Here is a 20,345-nt window from a genome sequence, read left to right as displayed (position 1 = left end):
GGGTCGGGGTGGCCACCCCGACCCGCTTCAGTGGATCAGGCGGCGAGCCGTACGGGCTCGGGCTCCACGTCGCGCTCCGCCGCCACCGCGAAGAGACGGCGGGTCGGCACGAAGCGGGCGCTGGCCGCGATGAACAGGGCGAGGACGATCGCCAGGCTCAGCCCGACCCGCAGCGACGCCGCGTCGGCGAGGAACCCGATCACCACCGGGCCGAGCACCAGCCCGCCGTAGCCCATCGCGCCGACCTGCCCGACCGCCGCGGCGGACCGGCCGGGCACCACCGAGCCGGCCACCGAGATCATCGTCGGGATCACGGTGCAGACCGCCAGCCCGACCAGCCCGAAGCCGACGAGCGCGACCGGCGTCGCCGGGGCCAGGACCACGACCGTGATGGCGGCCGCCGTGCCCAGACCCGCGTACGTCAGCATCCGCCGGGTGCCCAGCCGGGCGCGGACCCGGTCGCCGACCAGCGCCGGCGAGCATGGCGGCCTCGAACAGCGGGTAGGCGAGGGCGGCGACCGACTGCGTCGCGCCGAGCTCGCGGTTGAGGTACAGCCCGCTCCAGTCCGCGATCGTGCCCTCCATCATGAAGGCGACGAACGCCAGCACGCCGATGAGGTACACCACGAGCGGCAGCCGCGCACGGCCCTTGCCGCCGGCGGCGGCCGCGGTGTCGGGGATGTAGGTGCGGCCGAGGACGATCGTCAGGGGGAGGGCGAGGATCGCGCCGCCGACGAGCGTCTCGGCGAACGACAGTCCGGCCGAGGCGCTGAGGGAGCCGATCAGCCCGCCGGAGATGCCGCCCGCGCACCACCCGGCGTGCATGCCGTTCATGATGGGCCGTTTGTAGGACCGTTCCACGGCGCTGGCCTGGGCGTTCATGCCGATGTCGGTGAGCCCGAAGGCCATCCCGAACAGCGCGACCGCGACGAACAGCAGTGCCTTGGTGGGCGCCAGCCCGACCAGGGCCAGGCTGACCGCCGTCAGCGGCGCGGCGACCTTCAGGACCGCGGCGCCGCCCAGTCGTGCCATGACGCCTCGCAGCCCCTGCATCGCGATGATGGCACCGATCCCCCAGACCAGGATGGCAACGCCGACATCGCCCTCCCTCATCCCGAACTTGTCCGCGAGGGCCGGCGTCCGTGACACCCAGACTCCGCAGAGCATGCCGGCCAGGGCGAACGTCAGCACGGTGCCCAGGCGGGCCCGGACGAGGACGCGAGACGTCATGATTTCACCTCATTCTGTGTGCCGTGTTGCGCACGGAAGGACCGGCACCCGATCGGGCGCCGGCTCGGTCGTTGGTGGTGGTGGCCGCTACAGGAGGGCGAGCAGCCGTTGGCGCAGCGTCTCCAGCTGCGCCTCGTCATAAAGCTCGGGGTCGTGCATCACGACCTCCCAGAGCCCCTCGGCCGCCAGCCGCGCGACCTGGGCGGCGACCGGATCCGGGTCGTCGCCGGGGTCCCCGTGCCAGCGGTGCATCGCCTCGCGGAGCTGCGTGAGCAGCGCCGGATCGGCGGCGGCCGCGCTGACCGTCGCCCATCGTCGCAGCAGCCGCGAGTGGTCGCGGTCCATGACGACGGCGAGGTTCGCCTCCACGAAGGCGCGGGTGTACGACCCGGGGCCGCCGGTCTCGTACGAGGCGATCAGCGCGTCGAACTCCTCGATCAGCCGCTCCACCAGGCCCCTGATCAGGGCCTCTTTGTTGGGGAAGTGGTAGAGCAGCCCGCCCTTGCTGACCTCGGCGCGCTCGGCGACCGCGGACAGCGTGAGCGCCTGGGTGCCCTGCTCACAGAGCAGAGCCTCGGCGGCATCAAGGAGGGCATCTCGTTTCATGACATCTCTACTATACCGTCCGGACGGTACAGTTATTCCCCAATACGGACAGACCGCGCGATAAGTGCCGTGATGTCCCGGGCGGCGGCGTCGTTCAGCGGGGCGTGCTGAAACAACATGCGGTACCAGAGCAGGCCGTACACCACGTCCAGCAGCAGCCCGAGGTCCTCGTCGGCGGAGATCTCGCCGCGGGCCACGGCCCGCTCCAGCACCGTGCGCAGCGCCGCGCGCGGCCGGCGAGGAAGCGGTCGCGGAACGCCTCGGCGAACTCCGGGTCGAGTAGCGACTCGGCCAGCAGGCCCATCAGGATCGGCCGCGACTGCTCCTGTAGCCCGAACGTACGGCGGAGGAACGCGTCCAGGTCGGCCTCGAGGTCGCCCTCGTCGGGGATCGGGATGCCCTCCGACGCCACGTTCAGCAGGGCGTCGAGCGCCACCTCCGCCTTCGAGCGCCACCACCGGTAGATCGTCTGCTTGCCGACGCCGGCCCGCGCGGCGATCCCCGCCATCGTCAGCTCGCCGTAGCCGCGATCGAGAAGCTCGTCGTGCGTCGCCGTGAGGATCGCCAGCCGGGCCGTCTCGCTGCGGGGACGTCCGGGCCGCCGGGTGTCGTCGCTCATGGGTTCACTTTACAAGACTCAGCGTCTCGAATATATTACGAGACGAAGCGTCTAGATATTTGGAGACATCATGCGCGTTATCGTGATGGGCGGTACGTCGGGCATCGGGCAGGCGATCGCCGAGAGTTGTGCCGCGAACGGTGACGAGGTGCTCGTCACCGGACGCGACCCGAAGAAGCTGGAGGCGGTCGCGGACAAGGTCGCCGTGGCCGAGGCCGTGGACGGGCGGTCCGAAGAGGACGTGCGCGCGTTCTTCGCCCGGCACGGGCGGTTCGACCACCTGGTCCTCGCGCTGAGCGGCGCGAGCGGCGGCGGAGCGCTGCGCGACCTCAAGATGGACGACCTGCGCGCCGGCTTCGAGGGCAAGTTCTTCCCCCACCTGCTGGCCGCGCAGGCGGCCCTCGACACGATCGCCGAGAAGGGTTCGATCACCTTCATCACCGCTGCCAGCGCCCAGGGGTCGATGCCCGGCACGGCGGGCCTGGCGGCCGTCAACGGCGCGCTGGAGCGGGCCGTGCCGCCCCTGGCCGCCGAGCTGGCGCCGATCCGGGTCAACGCGGTCTCGCCGGGCGTGATCGACACGCCCTGGTGGTCGTTCCTCCCGGAGGAGCAGCGGCGCGAGCAGTTCGCCGCCTTCGCCGAGCAGACCCCCGCCGGCCGGGTCGGCCGCCCGGCGGACATCGCCGACGCGGTCCGCTACCTCATGGGCGCCGGCTTCGTCACCGGCACCGTGCTCAAGTGCGAGGGCGGCCTCACCCTCTGAGTCTCCAAGGCCTGTCCGCACCGCCGTGGCCCGCCGGCGGCGGCGCGGATAGGCTGATCTCGCCATGGTGTACCTGGATCACGCGGCGACCACGCCCATGCTGCCCGAGGCGATCGAGTCGATGACCGCGGAGCTCTCGCGCATCGGCAATCCGTCGTCGCTGCACGCGTCCGGCCGCGCAGCCCGCCGCGTCGTCGAGGAGTCGCGGGAGGTCATCGCCGAGGCGATGGGCACCCGGCCCAGCGAGGTGATCTTCACCAGCGGCGGCACCGAGGCCGACAACCTCGCCCTCAAGGGCGTCTTCTGGACCCGCCGGAGCGCCGACCCGGCCCGGACCCGCGTCCTCGTCAGCGCCATCGAGCACCACGCGGTGCTCGACTCCGCCCAGTGGCTCGCCGACCACGAGGGCGCGACCGTCGAGCACCTGCCCGTCGACCCGGACGGCCGCGTCCAGCCCGACACCCTCCGGGCCGCCGTCGACCGCGACCCCGGCACGGTCGCGGTCATCAGCGTCATGTGGGCCAACAACGAGATCGGCACCATCCAGCCGGTCGCCGAGCTCGCCGCGATCGCCCGTGAGCACGGCATCCCGTTCCATACCGACGCCGTCCAGGCCGTCGGCCAGCTTCCGGTCACCTTCGCCGCGGACGCCATGACCATCACCGGGCACAAGATCGGCGGACCGGTCGGCGCCGGCGCCCTGCTGCTCGCCAAGGGCCTCGACCCCGTCCCCGTCCTGCACGGCGGCGGCCAGGAACGCGACGTACGATCCGGCACCCTCGACACCGCCGCGATCGCCGGCTTCGCCGCCGCGATCCGCGTCACCGTGGCCCGCCGCACCGCCGAGGCCGAGCGCCTCGCACGGCTCCGCGACGACCTCATCGACCGCGTCCGTACGGCCGTGCCCGACGTCGTGCTCAACGGCGACCCGAAGGACCGGCTCCCCGGCAACGCGCACCTGTCCTTCCCCGGCTGCGAAGGCGACGCGCTGCTGATGCTGCTCGACGCCCGGGAAGTCGAGTGCTCGACCGGCTCGGCGTGCTCCGCCGGCGTCGCCGAACCCAGCCACGTCCTCCTCGCCATGGGCGCCGACCTCGCCCGCGCCCGCGGCTCCCTGCGGTTCTCCCTCGGCCACACGACCACCCAGGCCGACATCGACGCCGTAGCCGAGGCCATCGGCCCCGTCGTCGAACGCGCCCGCCGCGCCGGCACCGCCTGAGCCGTACGGATCAGGGCTGGTACGGCTCCAGGACCTCCCACGCCGGGTCCGGCTGTGAGGAGACCTTCGCCCGGCCCTCGCCCCAGGCCGCCGCGAGCTGGTCCAGCTCCGCGACCACGCTGGACTCCGGATCGACATACAGGTGGAACACCCGCCGCCCGTCGCCGCTCTCGTGCGCGGCCAGGACCGCCCGCCCGCCCATCGCCTCGATCGACTTCTCGAACTCCCGCAGCGCCGACGCCGACGGCTCGACCGGCAGCCGATCCGGGTTGGCGTGCGCGTACGGCAGCGCCACCGCGACGTACAGGTCGCACAGCGGATGGTCCTGCCGGTGCAGCGGGAAGCGCACGGCCACCCGGGCGGCGTGACCCAGCGGCGTACGACCCTCGCCGGTCAGCCACGCCGGCTCGGAGAACGGCGCCGCGACCTGCTGGACGACCGCGGACAGCATCGACGGCGGCAGCGCGTCCATCGGCTCATCGGTGACGACCGTGACGTCGCCGACCCACCGCGCAACGTCGTCCTCGCCCAGCGCCCAGTCCAGCACGCGGTACGTGAGAGCGAGCTGCGTCTCCTCGGGAACGAACAGGAAGTCCGGGTGATACGCCGTGACGTCGACGCGCGCCCGGCGCGCATCCGCCCGCAGCCCCGTCTTCACGTAGGTGAGGTCGAACTCGTGGTCTTCGAGCTGAAGCTTGCCGTCCAGCATGTCCGGATCGGCGGCCCGCGCCGGGCGGTACTCCCAGCCGTCGTCGGGCGCGGCCCGATACCAGCGCTCGGCGATGCCGCGCAGCTCACCCACACCGCCGCCGCTCACCGTCAGGCTCGGCCCCGGACCGATCTCCCACTCGAGGTCGGCGTGCATCGCCTCGACATGCTCGGTGATCTGCTCGGCGACGTCCTCGGGCACGCCGCCGTCCAGCCGTTCCCGAGCCTCCGGCCACCACTCCCAGAACCGGGCGATGGCGGCGTTGGGCGACGGATTTCCTGGAGAGCGTCGGAAGATTCCCATGGTGCGGCCAATCGTACGGCCGACGGTCACCGTTCCAGACTACGCACGCCCGTTTCCCCACCGAGATCTTCGGAGCGCGGGTAGGACAGCCATCGCTCACCGTGACTGACTCGATACGGAGCGACTTGACAGGTGTGCCGCTATGCGCGAACCTATGACTACTAGCCGACCTCATCGGGGTTCGGAAGTGAAGCCGGGAACCCCCGCACAGCCGGGAGCCCGGCTTCGCGCGTTCAGGGCCGGCAGGTCACCTCGATCAAGTTGGTGTGGGGTGCGTACCACCTCGACCAGTTGTCCTTGCCTTCGACGAGATCGCGCCGCCAGGCCGCCGCTGCGGCGTCTGCCATCCAGAGGCCGGGAGCCGTCGACGCCGGTGCCTGGTCGACCGGGAGGGTGAGGTCCAGAAAGCCGCCGTCGCGTAGTCGGCCGATGGTACGGGCGTCGGCGGCTCGCAGCTTCGCGTCTTCACGTTGTTCCAGCAAGATGCCGCCTGCATCCTCCTTCGCCGCCAGGTGGGGAAGGAATTCCCAGAGGATCTTGGCGCGGATGCGCTCTCGCGATTTGGGATCGGCGTACCCCGATGTCCAGCCGACCGCGAAGCGCGTCCCGCGCAGACTCGCCAGCAGGGCCGCGAGCTCGTGCTTGCGATGCCGGTCTTTTATGCGCGACAGATGCAGTCGCCGATGTCCCTTGGAGTCCACGTCTTCTTCTCGCACGAGGGCGCGGAGCAGTGCTTCGCACTGTGTGAGGTGGGCGGGCTCGATGATCGCCGCCGCGACGAGGTAGAGGCCGGGGCGGGCGAGCGTCGGTTCGGCGTCGGCCTCGTCCAGGTATGCAAAGGATTCCACGTGGCGCACCGTAGACGATGTGAACACGTATCGTGTGTGGATCGCTACAGATCGCAGTCGGCATTCCCTCTTCGTCCCGGTATGTCGTCCGGGACGGCTGGGCGGGGAGGGGGTGGGAGCGCGTACCCTCGTTGAGGTCATGACTCTTCGCGTACTCGCCGCCATGTCGGGCGGTGTCGACTCCGCCGTGGCCGCCGCCCGTGCCGCCGAGGCGGGGCACGATGTGACCGGCGTGCACCTGGCGCTCTCGTCCAACCCGCAGTCGTACCGCACCGGCGCGCGGGGGTGTTGCACGCTCGAGGATGCCCGCGACGCGCGCCGGGCCGCCGATGTGATCGGCATTCCGTTCTACGTGTGGGACATGGCCGAGCGGTTCGACCGGGACGTCGTCCAGGACTTCGTCGCCGAGTACGCCGCGGGCCGTACGCCCAATCCGTGCCTGCGCTGCAACGAGAAGATCAAGTTCCAGGCGCTGCTGGACAAGGCCCTCGCGCTGGGCTTCGACGCGGTGTGCACCGGCCACCACGCGCGGCTGGCCGACGGAGTTCTGCGCCGGAGCGTCGACCTCGGCAAGGACCAGTCGTACGTCCTGGCGGTGTGCACGCGCGAGCAGTTGGCGCACGCGATGTTCCCGCTCGGCGACATCACCAAGGCGGAGGTGCGCCGGGAGGCCGAGCGGCGTGGGCTTTCGGTGGCCGACAAGCCGGACAGTCACGACATCTGCTTCATCGCCGACGGCGACACGCAGCGGTTCCTGGCCGATCGAATCGGCGCGGAGAAGGGCCGGATCGTCGACACGTCGGGCGAGGTCCTCGGCGAGCATGACGGCGCCTACGCGTACACGATCGGCCAGCGCAAGGGCCTGCGGCTGGGCCGCCCGGCGCCCGACGGCCGGCCGCGCTACGTCCTCGACATCTCGCCGGTGGACAACACGGTGACGGTCGGGCCCCGTGAGGCCCTGGACGTCCACGAGATCCACGGCGAGCGGCCGGTCTGGCTCGCCGAGCCGCTGACCGCGCCGTACGACTGCCAGGTCCAGCTCCGGGCGCACGGCGAGGTGCACGACTGCACGGCGGTCCTGGACGGTGACGTGCTGCGGATCACGCTGCGCGCGCCGGCGCGTGGCGTGGCCAAGGGGCAGGCGGCGGTGCTGTACGACGGGGACCGCGTGCTCGGCTCGGCGACCATCACCGCGACGTTCGCCGACGCGGCCCTGCAGCGGAGCGCCTGACCCAGGCCGGCCGCCGCCGGCGCGGCGGATCCCAGGCTCATGAGCGCAATTCGATAGGCCCCACCAGCATCGGGCGGCCGAGCATGTCCGGCGTGAACGGCACCCCGGTGACCTTCGCCGCCAGGGCGAAGCCTCTTGGTACGGCGGTGTCGTAGTTGTCCTCCCAGGCGGCGTCCCGCGCGGCGTCATTCTCCGGCTCGTCCAGCCCCATGCCCAGCTCCAGCATGAAGCCGTTGAGCCGGTCAGGGTCGGAGCCGTAACGCTCGTACGGGTGCCGCAGCCGGTAGCCGGTGACGATCGTGCCGTCGATCGCGTACTCGAAGCTGTGCTCCGCGGCGTAGTCGTGCCGGGTGACCGCCAGCACCTCGCAACCCCGCGAAAGCTTGGTCACCACCTCGTGGAGCGTGACCATCCAGCCACAGGGCTCAATGGCCACGCACCACTCGCCGGCCTGGAAGACGCCTACGTAGCCGCCGCCATCCCCGCCCGCGGTCTCGTTGACGAACTCGCCGGCCTTCTCGTTGAGTGCGCCGAAGTCCGACTCTTGGCCGGAGTCCTCGCCGAGACTGAAGCGGCGCACCACCTCCGCTGGATCGAGCCCGCGGAAGAAGGCCACACTGAAGATCACGTCCAGTCGGCCGCCACCCTCGCTCTCGGGCACGTTGAGCCACTGGAACGGGGCCAAGAGGTCGGTTGCCGTCATGCGGGCCATGGTGACAGGCCGTGCCGACAGTCAGCCGAGATCGACCGGCGCTGGCCAGCACTCACGTCGGGCTGTGAGTTCGGGCGGACCGGACGATGCGTTCCAGTGCGGCGGCGTGGGCCGCGAACGCCGTGCGCCCGTGGTCGGTGAGCCGTACGGAGGTCCGGCGCACCGTGCCGGAGCGCTCCTTGCGGACCGTGACGTCAGCCGGCGTTCTCCAAGGCGGTGATCTGCTTGGACAGGGCCGAGTCGCTCGTCCCGATCTTCTCGCGGAGGAAGCGGAACTCCACCCACTCGGCCGGGGCCAGCAGCGCCACGATCGACAGTCTCGCCGGCACGTGGATGAACTCGTCGAAGCCTGCCTCCATCACGGCTCCCGGCGCAGGGTCGCCTTCATCGCCCGATTCAACCACGGCGTCATCAGCGCCCACGTCGATGCCATGCCGACCGCCCCGATGGTGGAGGGGTACGAGAAATGGGCCAGCGCGGCGATGACGCGCAGGACGACGTAGACCGCGATCATGGCGCCGATCATCGCCAGCACCAGCAGCCCGGACTTGTTGGTGTACCGGGACCGGCGCAACCGTGCGCGACGCGACCGGTTCGAGATCACGCCGAGCGCGAAGAGCAGCGCGCTGCCGGCTGCCTGGTAGGGCAGTGGACTGGAGACGTAGTCGGGGACGGCGCATACGGCGCACAGCAGGAGGGTCGCGCTGAGGAGGTACCACCGGGGCACCGGGCCGAGGGCGGCCTCGGTGGTCTGGTCCTCGCGGCTGCGGATCTCGCGCAGGGCGTCCTCAGGGTTCATCGGCTTCCCCTCTCACGGCTTACTTTCCTATAAGGAAAGTAGCATCTACTTTCCTCACAGGAAAGTCGGAGTCCTGGGATCGCTCGCCGGATCGCCGTAGGGTCGGAGAATGAGATTCGGTGTATCGACCTTCGTGACCGATGAGGGCATCGGACCGGTTGACCTCGGCCGGGCGCTGGAGGAACGCGGGTTCGCGTCGCTGTACGTCGCCGAGCACACGCACATCCCGGTGAGCCGCAAGACGCCGTACCCGGGCGGCGGTGACCTGCCGCGCGTCTACTACCGGACCCTCGACCCGATCGTCGTGCTCACGGCGGCGGCCGTCGCCACCGAGCGGCTCACCCTGGGCACCGGCATCGCGCTCATCCCGCAGCGCGACCCCATCGTCTTCGCCAAGGAGATCGCCTCGCTCGACCTGATCTCCGGCGGGCGGGCGGCGGTCGGCATCGGCGGCGGCTGGAACCGCGAGGAGATGCGCGACCACGGCACCGACCCGAAGACCCGGATGGACCTCATGCGCGAGCGCGTCCTCGCCATGAAGGAGATCTGGACGAAGGACGAGGCGGAGTTCCACGGCGAACACGTCGACTTCGACCCGATGTTCTCCTGGCCGAAACCGGTACGGACCCCGCCGGTCATGGTCGGCGGCTGGGGGCCGAAAACGTTCGACCGCGTCCTGGAGTACGGCGACGGCTGGCTGCCGATCGCCGGGGACGTCGACCGGCTCGCCGAGGGCGTCAAGGAGCTACGCGAGCGCGCCGGCCGCCACGTCCCGGTCACCGTCTACGCCACTCCCGCCAAGCGCGAGGTCGTCGACCAGCTGATCGCCGCCGGAGTCGACGAGATCCTGCTGTTCCTGCCGACCAAGCCCGCCGACGAGACCCTGCGCCGCCTCGACACGATGGCCGAGCTCATCAGCGATTAGGCGGGGTCGCCACGATGCATTCGCGTCCGGCGGCTGGGGATAAGGGCGGTGGCCTTGGCCACCGCCCTTATCTGCGCGGATCGGAGTTCGGCTGATAGCCGCGATCGGGGATAAGTACGTACAAAACTGGTCAACCCGGAAAAGGTCCGTGGTGCGTCTTCCCGGCACCCGGATGCGGGGGCCCGCCGTGAACAGATCAAGAGGCCCCCGCCATGCGGCGGCTCTTGATCGATTCTCCCCAAGCGTCGGACGCGCGAACCAGATCGCATTGACGAGATCTCGATCTTCACTCGAACGACGAGTGCGCTTAAGGTCCATGGCGCGCAGGTCACGGTGTGAGGGATCGCCTCGGTACCCTTTGCCTCGACGCGATGTCCGTATAGGATCGGCGTAAACCCGCTTAGCCGAATTACGGCGTGTGTCGTCTTCAGTTCCCCTGTTCGGCCGGTTGTCCCCGAGAAGGGTCGCGTGGATGGGTGTTGACGTTCGCCATACCGATCGGCGGAATCGGAACGTACCGAAGTGGGCGAACTGGCGGTCGCCCTTATGGACGCTGCTGCTTCTCGCAATCGTCATTCTTTTGCTGATGCTGAACCTGTGGGGTCTTCGGCCTTTCGGATACGGTGCCGTGGACTATGAACGCTTCGGTGACATAGCCACCTGGGTTCAGGGCATCGGCACCGTGGGGGCGATCATGGTCGCGCTGCGCCAGATCCGGCAACAGGACGCGGCCTGGCGAGCGGACATCACACGCGAGGACAGGCGCGAACGAACGCGAGTGTACTGCTGGCTCACATTCCGCGATGATATCGACACGGCGTCCCCCGGGTGGTATCTCAATTTCAACAACCTCACACCGCTGCCGATCTCGGTGTGGACGCTTCGCGTAACAGAATCCGGCACCGGTGATGAGATCGGTGTGATCGATGTCAGTCGTTTCGATCCGATCCCGCCCGGCTTCAGCCGGGTTCGTACAGCGATCCCGCCCGAAGGAGTCGATCAACCGATCTGTGAACTGGACTTCGTCGATCACGCCGGTGACTGCTGGCGTCGGCTTTCGACCGGCCCGTTGGTCGGCATCGATGCCATCCGCCTGAACGGCCAGACGATCGCGGCATCGGCGGGGGAGGGGGCGGGCCCGTGACACAAGATGCGTTCCTGGAGCCAGATCGAGAGCCCAGGCCACGTCTCGACATGAGCCGAGAGCTCGCGGCTTACCTTAGTCGGGTCATTAGCGAGACCGAGTATCTGACCTTCGGCAATCCGCAAGGGGTCAATACCGAACGGTTGCGCCTGGAAGACGTGTGGATTCCACCGACGGTTTCCGTCACAGACCTCGGAAGCTCGCCGAAGTTCGTCTCTCCACGCGAGCGTCGCAGCGTGTCCGAGCGATCCGTCCTGCAGGTTGACGCTGCGCTCAACATGTCGATGTTCAAGAAAACGATGATCACCGCCCCTCCCGGCTACGGGAAAAGCACGCTTTGTCGGAGACTGGCGCACCTGTACGCGTATGAGGCCAACGTCCGCGGCACCGGATGGATACCGGTACGGGTTTCCCTGGCAACGGTCAACCAGGACGGCGTTTGGTCATCGATGGAGGAACTCCTGCGCCGTCTACCCAATGTGTCCTCGCCGGAACTCGTGAGCGTGTTGGCCACCGCGAGCGTTCAGGGCCAACTGTGGTTCTTCCTCGACGGTCTGGACGAAGTGGCCCCGAGCCAACTGCAGAGGCTGCGAAGTCAGCTTGACGCCACCGTGCTGGCGACCCGTAACCGAGTACTCGCCACGTGTCGGACCGACGACTACATGACGCAGCGTTCGAAAAGGTCTCTCGGGACACTGCCGGTATTGGAGATCGCCGGCTTCACCGACGACGAACTCGACACTTACGTCGAGCACTGGTACAGCTCAGCATCCAGCGGTCGACCCGGTGTGACCCGGCAACGCATGGCGGCGACCCGCGAGCGACTGGACGCCCATGGTGAGCTTCGTGAGCTGGCCCGCAGCCCGCTACTGGCCGCCGTGCTCTGCGTCGTGGAAGCCCAGCCGCTGCAGACCCAACCCGGCAAGGCCGCTCTCCTCAAGCGCGCTGTCGAGTATCTGCTCCTCGATCCGCAGTGGCGGGACACCGATGGGCGGCGCGCAGAGCCGATCGTCGATGCGGATGAGGCCAAGCGACTCGGCAGCCAACTGGCGTTCGAGATGCTGGACGGCGTGGGTGAGGTGACTGGACAGGGCCTGACCCGGGAACAACTCCGGCGATATGTCCGCGAGGCACTGAAGTCCGACGGCTCAGCGCTCGGTGACGAGGAGTTCGGCCAACTGGCCGACGCGTACGTCGCGCAACTCGTCGGCACCAACGCGGCAGGCCTGCTCCAGCAGCGAGAAGCGCAAACTTACACTTTCGCGCACAAAAGCCTGCAAGAGTACCTCGCCGCCCAGCATCTCATTAAGTATGTGGATCGGTCGTACCGGGCCGAACTCGCCCTCCAGTCGGCCTGGAAGGAGGTCTTCGGGTACGTGGCGAGCATCGCCCAGATGACCGGCGAAGGGCTGACCGACATGCTGCTGCTCTCTCGGAGTCTGCTGCGCCGGGCCGAGCGCTCCCTGACGACAGTGATCGATCCAGACCGGCTGGCGATCACGACAGAGGGCGCATGCCTCGTCGGGGAGATGCTGGCCGAGGTCGGTGCCATGGTGTTGCGCCGGTATGGCTTCGCCGCCGCCGTGGATGAGAAGGCGGCTGTGGACCAGGACGATCCGGGATTCAGCGGATTGTGGACCATGGCGGTCAACGTCCTGTTCGCCGTCGTCTCGAACCTGAACGTGCCCAGTGCCGCACGCATGCGGGCGCTGTGTGCGGTCAGCAGGCTTGGTGACCCACGCTTCGTCGACGAGCATGGCAGGCTGCGATCCGAGTCACTGTCGCTCCTTGTGGTGCCTGGTGGCCGAGGCCGGGTCGGTACGCCCAGGCCGCTGGCGGTACGCGGGCGAAAGCAGGTGCTCTCCAGCCCCCAGGCCGACGTCAGGACGGCGGCGTTCGAGATGGCACGGTTTCCGGTGATGAACATCGAGTACGCCGCATTCGTCGCGGACGGCGGTTACATGAACCCTCAGTGGTGGGTCTCCGAGACAGCGGCCCGCTGGCGGGCGCAGGATCCCGTCTTCCTCGACGAATTGATCCGGCTCTGGGAGTCACAGAAAGACCTGCATTTCGAGAAGGAGTTCGGCGAGCGCGAGTTCGCCACTTACGCCAAGGACCAGTCGGAACGGATCGCTCGGCGGACCATGCAACGGTTTATCCCGCTCTACTGGCGTGACTCGCGGTTCAATCTGCCAACCGCTCCGGTGGTCGGGGTGAACTATTGGGAGGCACAAGCGTATTGCCGTTGGCTGGAGAACCGGCTGAAACTCCAGGGGAGGCTCGGTGCCGCCGATATGGTCTCGCTGCCGACCGAGGTGGAGTGGGAGTGGGCAGCCAGTACCCGCCATACAGGACGTCGTAGTGCCTTCCCGTGGGGCGACTCCTTCGAGCCTTCGAAGTGCGTCGTACGTGACTTCGCCGATTCCGATTCCGATGCCGAGCCTAAGATCGTGCATTTCGGGGCCGTACCGGTCGGATTCTTCGCCTTCGGTAAGGACACCCAGACCTTGGAGGACCTAGGGGGCAACGTATGGGAATGGGTGAGCAGCCGGTCGGTCCCCTGGAACAGCGCCGACGAGCGCGAGTCGACCGACGGACTGGAGAACCGGGTATGCCGCGGCGGCTCGTGGTATAGCAGCGAGCCCTTGGCCACCCACGTCTCCTTTCGCTCTGACGACCCACCGTGCAATGCCTACTGGGACCTCGGATTCCGGATCGTCGTCAGGCGCGACCAAGAACACTGAGTCACCTGTCGCCCATTGTGCCCGTCAGGAGCACGCAGCAGCGTCCTCGGTCACCCTCGTTGGTCCGTATGGCACCCGCCAGGCCTGCTGCGGCTGATGGCTCGACTGATATGCCGCGGTCGAGCAGCCAGCGTTGCGCAGCGATGATCTCCGCGTCGGAGACCAGAATGACGTCGCTGAGCACGTCCCGTGCCACCTCTAGGATCGTCGCCCCGGGTTCCAGGTCACCGATGAGGGCGTCTGCGACTGACTCTTCGCCTCGAGTGGAGGTGATCCGACCATGATGAAAGAACTCATAGACGAACGGTGACCCGCGTACCTGGACGCCCACCAACCGTGGCCGGCGGTTAGGCGGCAGCGCCGATAGCGCCAAACCGATGCCCGTCGCCAGCCCACCCCCGCCGACCGGGAGATAGACCCGCTCCAGCCCACTGAGCTGGCGGGCAATCTCCGCGCCGGCAGTTCCCACGCCGTAGGCGAACGCCCAGGTCCGGCCCGGAGAACAGAAGACCAGATTCTTCTCCTGTGCGAAGCGGTACGCGGCTGCGGTTGCATCAGCGAAGGATCCGCCAGAGACGATGACCGACGCCCCGGCTTCGGCGATGGATCGAACCTTCCGGTGATCCGCATGCGCCGGCACGAACGCATGGCACCGCAAGCCCCAAGAGCCCGACAGGCGGGCCAGCGCGAGAGCCGTGTTGCCGGACGACACGCAGACCGCGCCGCGGGCGCGGACATCGTCGGGAGCGTCCAAGAGCACACTGGCCACGCCGCGCGTCTTGAACGAGCCGCCCAACTGGAGGTCCTCGCGTTTAAGCCACAGCCACTCGGTGACCTGCTCACATGGCGTCACGACTATGTGATCACGAATCCGGGCGGCGGCTTGGTCGATCTTCTTTTGATGGTGACGGTGCCTCTCGTCCAGCTCGGCATTACCGACGCTCATCGTGTCTGATCCAGCCAGCGCTCGATTACCGTCGCGACGCCGTCATCGTCGTTCGAGGGAACAATCTCGTCGACACGGCAGCGCACTTCCGGGTGTGCGTTCGCCACCGCGTACGACGATCCGGCCCAGTCGAGCATCGACACGTCGTTCGGCATGTCACCGATCGCGGCGACCCGATGGGCGGGAACCCCCAGCTCAGAAGCGACCAACGCGAGGCCAGTGGCCTTGTCCACGTTCCGCGCTGAAATCTCCAACCGGACGTCACCCGAACCATGGGTCACCATGGCCAGGTCGGCCGCAGCCGACCGGCCGACGTCCATCAATTCATCGATCGTGAGGGTGCGATGACGTACGAGCAGCTTCGCTGCCGCTCGCGAGGTCAGTTCCTCGATGCCATGGACCCGCGTCACCGTGGGCAGACCGATGTCCCAGCGCGGAACGTACCTCGGCTCATAGGCGAAGCGATCTCCGTACTCCACGGCGAATCCCGCATCGGGAACGATCGCTTCGATCCGATCGATCAGGTCCCGGATCTCCTCGATACCGAGCAGGTGAGATGCGGTCACTCGCCGCTCATGGCAGCTGTACAACAGAGCCCCGTTACAGCAGACGACATACTTACCGGCGAACGCGGTCTCGGCCAGCACCGGTGGCAGCCACCGCGGCGCCCGTCCAGTGACCAGAGCCAACGGCAGCGATGCTCGGTGCAGCGTGGCTATCGCGGCTCGGGTACGCGTCGAAACGGTCCCGTTCGACCGCAGCAGAGTGCCGTCCACATCGCTGGCCAGCAGGCCGGGAGCCGAACGGCGCGACCACGTTAAGCCGCTCCGACCGGTCCATTGTGAGCTCATGACAGCACCCGGCCTGCGGCACCATGCCGGGCGACGACCGAACGACGCACATCTCGAGCGACGTTGACGCGCTTCAGCCAGCGCCCGGTGGGTCCGTAGGCCGCCCGGAACGAGCGACGGCCATGCACTGTGGTGAGATTGTCGATGATCAGGCAATCCCCCTGTTCCACTACCACATCGAGCAAGCGAGCATCGATCCAACTGCGCAGTGCGTTCAATGCCTCTGATGCGTCGAGATCCGCGGGCACGTCCATGAAGAATGGATCGATGCGTACGTGGAGGGAAGTCGTTTCGCCTGACAGAACCCGGTACGTCGCTGGCGAGGACTCGCCATCGATATGGGACAGGTCGGGTCGAAAGGTAAAGATCGCTTCTTTAAGCTTCGACAGGTGGGCCGGGGACAGGTCCGTGTCGACGACATGGCAGAGGGTCGTCGCCGCGCGCTCCAGATTGCGTAGACCGAGTAATATCAGGTAGTCGGCGGGGTATGGATGGTGTGCGTCCTCGGTATGCCACCAGATCTCTTCCCGGCTCCCCGAGTTGATCTGTGTGGACTCATCATGCTGGACAGGTACGACGTTCTGAACGAGGCGTCCGTCCTGCTCGGAGCGCCATCCGAAGACGTCGCCGAGAAGAGACGAGATCAACAATGCCAGGACGTCGCTGTAATCGGGGGAGTCAGTCACTATCTCCCGCCAGTGTCCTGGGGTCGGGCCGAGGTCCCTATCACGTATCGGAAGCCCTCGAAGCAGTATTACTCCGTCCTCCTCCCGTACTCGGAATGCCTCGATCTCTGCCAGCAGCCGCTCAGGGACCCGGCGGGCATACGTCCCGAGACGTGAAACGAATGACAGATCGTAGGTTCGGCCTCCGGCGGCGAGCACGTCCCGCACCAGGGACCGTAGGAGGTCGCGCTCGCTCGGGGTCAACTCGACCTGAAGCACAAGTCTCACCTCCTGACTGGTACGAGGCGGCTTCGTCCCCGCGGGCGGACCCGGCTCCCGGGGCGAGAGCCCCGTTACCCGCCAACCCGGTGGGCCTTATCTCTCAGTACCTGACGGCAAGCATGGCGTACCGCATCAATTGAGAGCAATCTACGCCGCGAAGTTCGACCCTCAAGGCGGTTAAGCCTATCACTTAACCTATGTATAGGTCTGTCCGATTAAGGGCGCTATTCGGATTCGCCGTGACTCGGGCGATGTCATCGCTGAGCCTTCGATCGCCGGCGGTGATCGTTTGCCGTACTCGCATCGAGGTGCCGTGATGACCGCGAAGCCTCGGTGACTTGTGCGCCAACGAGAAAACCTTGAGTGGATTAAGCTAGACGTATAACCTTGCGGTGCGCCAAGTCCTGCGGAGTTCGAGAATAGCGGCGTCCCTACGACCAGGAGCGACCTGAACGCCATGACAGCCAAGATCCTCGTCACGGGTGTGAGTGTACGACCCAAACTCTTCCAGCCGTTCCGGGACAAGGGCTGGGCGGTTGATAATCCCACGGGCCTGTTGGCCGAGGCTGAGCTAAAGGACGCTCTTGCCGACGCGGATGCCTATCTACTGGGCGGTGACGAGCGAGCCACCGGCGACGCTCTGAGTCAGGCGTCGAAACTCAAGATCATTGCGTTCCTGGGTATGGGCTACGAAGCATACGTGGACGCCGAGGCTGCCCGTGACCTTGGCATCGTGGTCACGAATACTCCCAACACACTGAGTAACGCGGTGGCTGAGTTGACGATCGGCCACCTGCTCAACAGCGTGCGAAAGATTCACTACTACGCCGAATTGTATGAGACGGGGCAAAACGGCCATGAGGCGAAGCAGCGCGACTTGGCTGGCTTGCATCACGGCATCATCGGAATGGGGGGAATCGGTACCCGTGTCGCCGAGATCCTCCGCCGTGGCTTCGGTGCTCAGGTCAGCTACTTCTCGCGAACCCGAAAGCCGGACCTCGAGGCAAGGCTGGGGATGGCGAACGTCTCGTTGGCCGAACTGGTGTCAACGGTCGACACGCTTATGGTCCTCACGCCGGGGAATGATGAAACGGAGGGCATGGTCGACGAAGCATTGCTGGATGCCTGCAAGCCCGGCCTCGTTCTGATCAATACGGCCCGTCCCGAGATCGTGTCCGCCGCTGCGTTGAATAAGGCACTTCAGTCGGGTCAGGTATCATACGCTGCCTTTGACGACTTCTACGAAGTGTCGAACTCAGTCACCGAGGAGTTGCGCCGCAAGATGCCGGAGCAGTTGATGGTCACCGGACACATCGGGTCGTTGACCAGCGACGCTCGCGATGCCATGGGAATCCTCGCGGTTAAATCGATCGTCAGCATGCTCGAGACTGGGACGCCGTTGCATCGAGTCGTCTAGCGCATGCCGCTATGGCGCGCTCGATCGTCGAGATCGGTCACGAGGAAGGCAGCCGCGTGAACGCGAAGACGGTGATGATATTTGGCTACGGGATGCTCGGTGGCCGTGTCATTGATGAGGTCGTCCGTGCTCATCCCGACCTGCGCGTGATTGCCGTAGGACGAAGGGCTGACCTGCTGGAGCAGCGGATCAACCTCGCTCGGTACGCGGCCTTGAACTACGATGCCATGGCTGAGGTGGTGCCGCTCTGCCTGGACATCCTGGATCTGCCGCGGGTCGCCGGGGCCGTCCGAACTCATCAGCCGGATCTCATCTTCAACGCGACGTCGATGCTGCCCTGGTGGATGCTCGACCGACTGCCGACCGACCTGAGAAGCCAAATAAAGCAAGCTGGAAGCGGAATATGGGCGGCGACCGATCTGTTACTTCCGCTCCGCTTGAGTCAGGCATTGCGGATCAGCTCCTTCGCCGGTACGTTCATCAACGCGTCATTCCCTGACCTCGTTAATCCGATCATTTTTCGGCAACGCATCGGGCCGATCTGCGGCATTGGAAATGTAGCGAACGCTGTTCCTGGGGTGCGGCTTGCGGCTGCAACCATGCTGGGGGAGCCGGTGCAAGACGTCCGTATCCGCTTGGTCGCACACCATTTCACGAGTTACAACATGCCGGTCTCGGGTACAAGTGCCGGCGTCCCGTTCGCACTTCAGATCCTGCTCCGCGGGCAGGATGTGTCCCATCGGCTCAACGCGGAGGCGATATTCGCTGCGGTAGCCGGGAAATTCCGCCGCGTGAAAGGGGCCGCTGGCCAGGCGGTCACGGTCAGCTCGGCAATGAGCGTTCTTAACGCACTACTCGACGGATCACCGCACTACACCCATGCCCCAGGTGTGCTCGGGCTACCCGGTGGTTACCCTGTCCGCGTCGAGGCCGGGCGCGCCTCTCTCGACCTTCCGACCGGTCTGTCGCCGGATGGCGCTGTGGAGATCAACATCCAGGCGGGCCGTTGGGATGGCATTCGATCGATCTCGGCCACTGATGGGGTGAACGTCACGGAGGAAGCGCACGCCATCGCGAAGCGGCTGCTGGATTATGACGCCGATGGAATCACCGTGCACAATTGCGAAGAGAAAGCGTTTGAGCTGATAGAAAAGTTCGAGCGGTGGGCGAACGATTGATCAAGCCCGAATGAAGGATGAGGTCGCGGTACTCGGATCCGGTGTCATCGGGCTGCTGACTGCCAAGCGACTCCAGGACCGCGGTCACAAAGTACGGATTTACTCGGCGAGTGGGCCGCGCTCGACAACATCAGCGGCCGCTGGCAGCATCATTTTGCCATTTTTCCCCTTCGATCCGAAGTCGGTCGAGTTTCGTCGTCGTATGCGCTGGACCTCTGCCTCGCTCGAACTATACGAAGGCTTCGCCCGGGGCGCATTTTACTGCACCGTCGATCATGTTGAGTTCTGTCGAGACGGGTTGCTGGAGGGCTCGTTCCCGATCGAATGGCTGCCGGCGACGAACCTTCCCGGCGTCGAAGTGGTCGATCTACCGGAGTCCTTCCTAGGGTACGGTCAGTACGTCCGGTTCAAGCTACCGTGCGTTGACTCGGTCGCCTTCCTGGATCACCTGCTCTCCGATCTTGTGGTGCGCGGAGTCGAATACCACCAAGTCACCCTGGACGCCATCGGTGCCCGTGCCGTTCCTGCTGGCTTTATCTTCAATTGTATGGGCTTCGGAAGCACGTCCGTGTTTCCCGACCCCGACGTCTTCCCCATTTTTGGCCAGGCGATCCGGCTGCGCCCGCTGGGCGTTGAATTCGGTTGCGGCCTTGGCGAGTTCGTCGCACTGTCGACCTATTATGGCCTCTATCTTGGCTCGTTCTTTGTCCCGGGAGAAGAGCGATGCATGCCGCAAGCGCATTACTATCAACGTCTTCGTGGATTCGCGACGGAGATATTGCCTGAGATCGTGGCGGCCACTGGACTCGCGCCCGTCATGGAGTTCTTCCGCGAGCCGGTAGAAGTCGTCGCCGGTGTCCGGCCGTTTCGCACCTCGGGCGTACGGCTAGAGATACAGCGGTTCGCGGACAAGATCGTCGTACACAACTACGGACACGGCGCGCATGGTTGGACCCTGGGCTGGGGGTCCGTGATCGATGCGGTCGACCTTTGGGAACGAACGCTTAACGGTGAAGGCGAGATCCTGAGCCGGCCGCACGACGGTTGACCGACGGATACGAACGGAAGGCTCGCCGACCCGGCCTGACGATCAGCCGATCGCATTGCGGGAGCGGTCGCCGACACCGGTGAAGCGTTCGACCACGTCCTGGAGT

General features: G+C 66.7%; 21 protein-coding genes and 1 pseudogene. 10 read left to right on the top strand and 12 right to left on the bottom strand.

Annotated elements, in window-relative coordinates:
• Window positions 1-35: 35 nt before the first annotated feature.
• Window positions 36-428, bottom strand: a complete 393-nt coding sequence (locus ACYVF7_RS47650; protein WP_460352808.1) for an MFS transporter — start codon at window positions 426-428, stop codon at window positions 36-38.
• A gap of 7 nt (window positions 429-435) precedes the next feature.
• Here ACYVF7_RS47650 and ACYVF7_RS47645 point away from each other — a divergent pair, with 7 nt between their 5' ends.
• The gene (locus ACYVF7_RS47645; RefSeq protein ID WP_460352806.1) at window positions 436-1,146 is read left to right on the top strand and encodes a hypothetical protein; all 711 of its coding nucleotides are present in this window, start codon (window positions 436-438) and stop codon (window positions 1,144-1,146) included.
• A 171-nt stretch (window positions 1,147-1,317) separates the two neighbouring features.
• On the opposite strand, the gene ACYVF7_RS47640 is transcribed toward ACYVF7_RS47645, so the two are convergent.
• Window positions 1,318-1,836 (bottom strand): TetR/AcrR family transcriptional regulator, encoded by a 519-nt coding sequence (locus ACYVF7_RS47640; RefSeq protein ID WP_460352805.1) that lies wholly within the window; start codon window positions 1,834-1,836, stop codon window positions 1,318-1,320.
• Between the two features lie 32 nt (window positions 1,837-1,868).
• Window positions 1,869-2,455 (bottom strand): annotated as a pseudogene (locus tag ACYVF7_RS47635) (TetR/AcrR family transcriptional regulator).
• Window positions 2,456-2,525: 70 nt separating this feature from the next.
• Between ACYVF7_RS47635 and ACYVF7_RS47630 the strand changes: the two are divergent.
• On the top strand, window positions 2,526-3,218 hold the full coding sequence (locus ACYVF7_RS47630; RefSeq protein ID WP_460352804.1) for an SDR family oxidoreductase: 693 nt from the start codon (window positions 2,526-2,528) through the stop codon (window positions 3,216-3,218).
• A 64-nt stretch (window positions 3,219-3,282) separates the two neighbouring features.
• On the top strand, window positions 3,283-4,437 hold the full coding sequence (locus ACYVF7_RS47625; protein WP_460352802.1) for a cysteine desulfurase family protein: 1,155 nt from the start codon (window positions 3,283-3,285) through the stop codon (window positions 4,435-4,437).
• A 10-nt stretch (window positions 4,438-4,447) separates the two neighbouring features.
• On the opposite strand, the gene ACYVF7_RS47620 is transcribed toward ACYVF7_RS47625, so the two are convergent.
• Window positions 4,448-5,449: a DUF695 domain-containing protein gene (locus tag ACYVF7_RS47620; RefSeq protein ID WP_460352801.1), complete on the bottom strand. Its 1,002-nt coding sequence runs from the start codon at window positions 5,447-5,449 to the stop codon at window positions 4,448-4,450.
• A gap of 233 nt (window positions 5,450-5,682) precedes the next feature.
• The gene (locus ACYVF7_RS47615; protein ID WP_460352799.1) at window positions 5,683-6,306 is read right to left on the bottom strand and encodes a hypothetical protein; all 624 of its coding nucleotides are present in this window, start codon (window positions 6,304-6,306) and stop codon (window positions 5,683-5,685) included.
• 130 nt (window positions 6,307-6,436) lie between these two features.
• On the opposite strand from ACYVF7_RS47615, the gene mnmA reads away from it, so the two are divergent.
• A complete protein-coding gene (gene mnmA, locus ACYVF7_RS47610) occupies window positions 6,437-7,528 on the top strand; it encodes a tRNA 2-thiouridine(34) synthase MnmA (RefSeq protein WP_460352797.1) in 1,092 nt (363 codons plus the stop codon).
• Window positions 7,529-7,565: 37 nt separating this feature from the next.
• Here the strand turns inward: mnmA and ACYVF7_RS47605 are convergent, their stop codons facing one another.
• The 4 genes from ACYVF7_RS47605 to ACYVF7_RS47590 form a co-directional block, all read right to left on the bottom strand.
• On the bottom strand, window positions 7,566-8,231 hold the full coding sequence (locus tag ACYVF7_RS47605) for a DUF6461 domain-containing protein (RefSeq protein ID WP_460352795.1): 666 nt from the start codon (window positions 8,229-8,231) through the stop codon (window positions 7,566-7,568).
• 61 nt (window positions 8,232-8,292) lie between these two features.
• Window positions 8,293-8,403 (bottom strand): hypothetical protein, encoded by a 111-nt coding sequence (locus ACYVF7_RS47600; protein WP_460352793.1) that lies wholly within the window; start codon window positions 8,401-8,403, stop codon window positions 8,293-8,295.
• A gap of 31 nt (window positions 8,404-8,434) precedes the next feature.
• Complete coding sequence (locus ACYVF7_RS47595) at window positions 8,435-8,599, bottom strand: transcriptional regulator (protein WP_460352792.1); 165 nt, start codon at window positions 8,597-8,599, stop codon at window positions 8,435-8,437.
• Window positions 8,599-9,039: a hypothetical protein gene (locus tag ACYVF7_RS47590; protein ID WP_460352790.1), complete on the bottom strand. Its 441-nt coding sequence runs from the start codon at window positions 9,037-9,039 to the stop codon at window positions 8,599-8,601. Before ACYVF7_RS47590 ends, ACYVF7_RS47595 begins: the two co-directional genes overlap by 1 nt.
• 109 nt (window positions 9,040-9,148) lie before the next feature.
• Between ACYVF7_RS47590 and ACYVF7_RS47585 the strand changes: the two genes are divergently transcribed.
• The 3 genes from ACYVF7_RS47585 (at window position 9,149) to ACYVF7_RS47575 (ending at window position 13,852) form a co-directional block, all read left to right on the top strand.
• The gene (locus ACYVF7_RS47585; RefSeq protein ID WP_460352788.1) at window positions 9,149-9,964 is read left to right on the top strand and encodes an LLM class F420-dependent oxidoreductase; all 816 of its coding nucleotides are present in this window, start codon (window positions 9,149-9,151) and stop codon (window positions 9,962-9,964) included.
• Window positions 9,965-10,436: 472 nt separating this feature from the next.
• The gene (locus ACYVF7_RS47580) at window positions 10,437-11,108 is read left to right on the top strand and encodes a hypothetical protein (RefSeq protein ID WP_460352787.1); all 672 of its coding nucleotides are present in this window, start codon (window positions 10,437-10,439) and stop codon (window positions 11,106-11,108) included.
• Between the two features lie 50 nt (window positions 11,109-11,158).
• Window positions 11,159-13,852 (top strand): NACHT domain-containing protein, encoded by a 2,694-nt coding sequence (locus ACYVF7_RS47575; protein WP_460352785.1) that lies wholly within the window; start codon window positions 11,159-11,161, stop codon window positions 13,850-13,852.
• 1 nt (window position 13,853) lies between these two features.
• On the opposite strand, the gene ACYVF7_RS47570 is transcribed toward ACYVF7_RS47575, so the two are convergent.
• Genes ACYVF7_RS47570 through ACYVF7_RS47560 form a run of 3 tightly spaced genes read right to left on the bottom strand, consistent with a single transcriptional unit; the run spans window position 13,854 to window position 16,533 of the window.
• A complete protein-coding gene (locus ACYVF7_RS47570; protein ID WP_460352783.1) occupies window positions 13,854-14,798 on the bottom strand; it encodes a threonine ammonia-lyase in 945 nt (314 codons plus the stop codon).
• Window positions 14,795-15,649 (bottom strand): HAD family hydrolase, encoded by an 855-nt coding sequence (locus tag ACYVF7_RS47565; RefSeq protein WP_460358512.1) that lies wholly within the window; start codon window positions 15,647-15,649, stop codon window positions 14,795-14,797. Before ACYVF7_RS47565 ends, ACYVF7_RS47570 begins: the two co-directional genes overlap by 4 nt.
• Window positions 15,646-16,533 (bottom strand): TauD/TfdA family dioxygenase, encoded by an 888-nt coding sequence (locus ACYVF7_RS47560; RefSeq protein WP_460358509.1) that lies wholly within the window; start codon window positions 16,531-16,533, stop codon window positions 15,646-15,648. The genes ACYVF7_RS47565 and ACYVF7_RS47560 overlap by 4 nt, the downstream gene beginning before the upstream one ends.
• Window positions 16,534-17,053: 520 nt before the next feature.
• Between ACYVF7_RS47560 and ACYVF7_RS47555 the strand changes: the two genes are divergently transcribed.
• Genes ACYVF7_RS47555 through ACYVF7_RS47545 form a run of 3 tightly spaced genes read left to right on the top strand, consistent with a single transcriptional unit; the run spans window position 17,054 to window position 20,239 of the window.
• Window positions 17,054-18,013, top strand: a complete 960-nt coding sequence (locus ACYVF7_RS47555) for a 2-hydroxyacid dehydrogenase (protein WP_460352781.1) — start codon at window positions 17,054-17,056, stop codon at window positions 18,011-18,013.
• Between the two features lie 11 nt (window positions 18,014-18,024).
• Complete coding sequence (locus ACYVF7_RS47550; RefSeq protein WP_460352779.1) at window positions 18,025-19,191, top strand: hypothetical protein; 1,167 nt, start codon at window positions 18,025-18,027, stop codon at window positions 19,189-19,191.
• A 10-nt stretch (window positions 19,192-19,201) separates the two neighbouring features.
• Entirely contained in the window at window positions 19,202-20,239 is a 1,038-nt protein-coding gene (locus ACYVF7_RS47545; protein ID WP_460352777.1) for an FAD-dependent oxidoreductase, read from the top strand.
• Window positions 20,240-20,345: the final 106 nt, after the last annotated feature.

Source organism: Actinoallomurus acanthiterrae (genome assembly GCF_054775715.1).
Note: the sequence above shows the minus strand (reverse complement) of the source record. Positions and strands in the feature narration are given on the sequence as shown.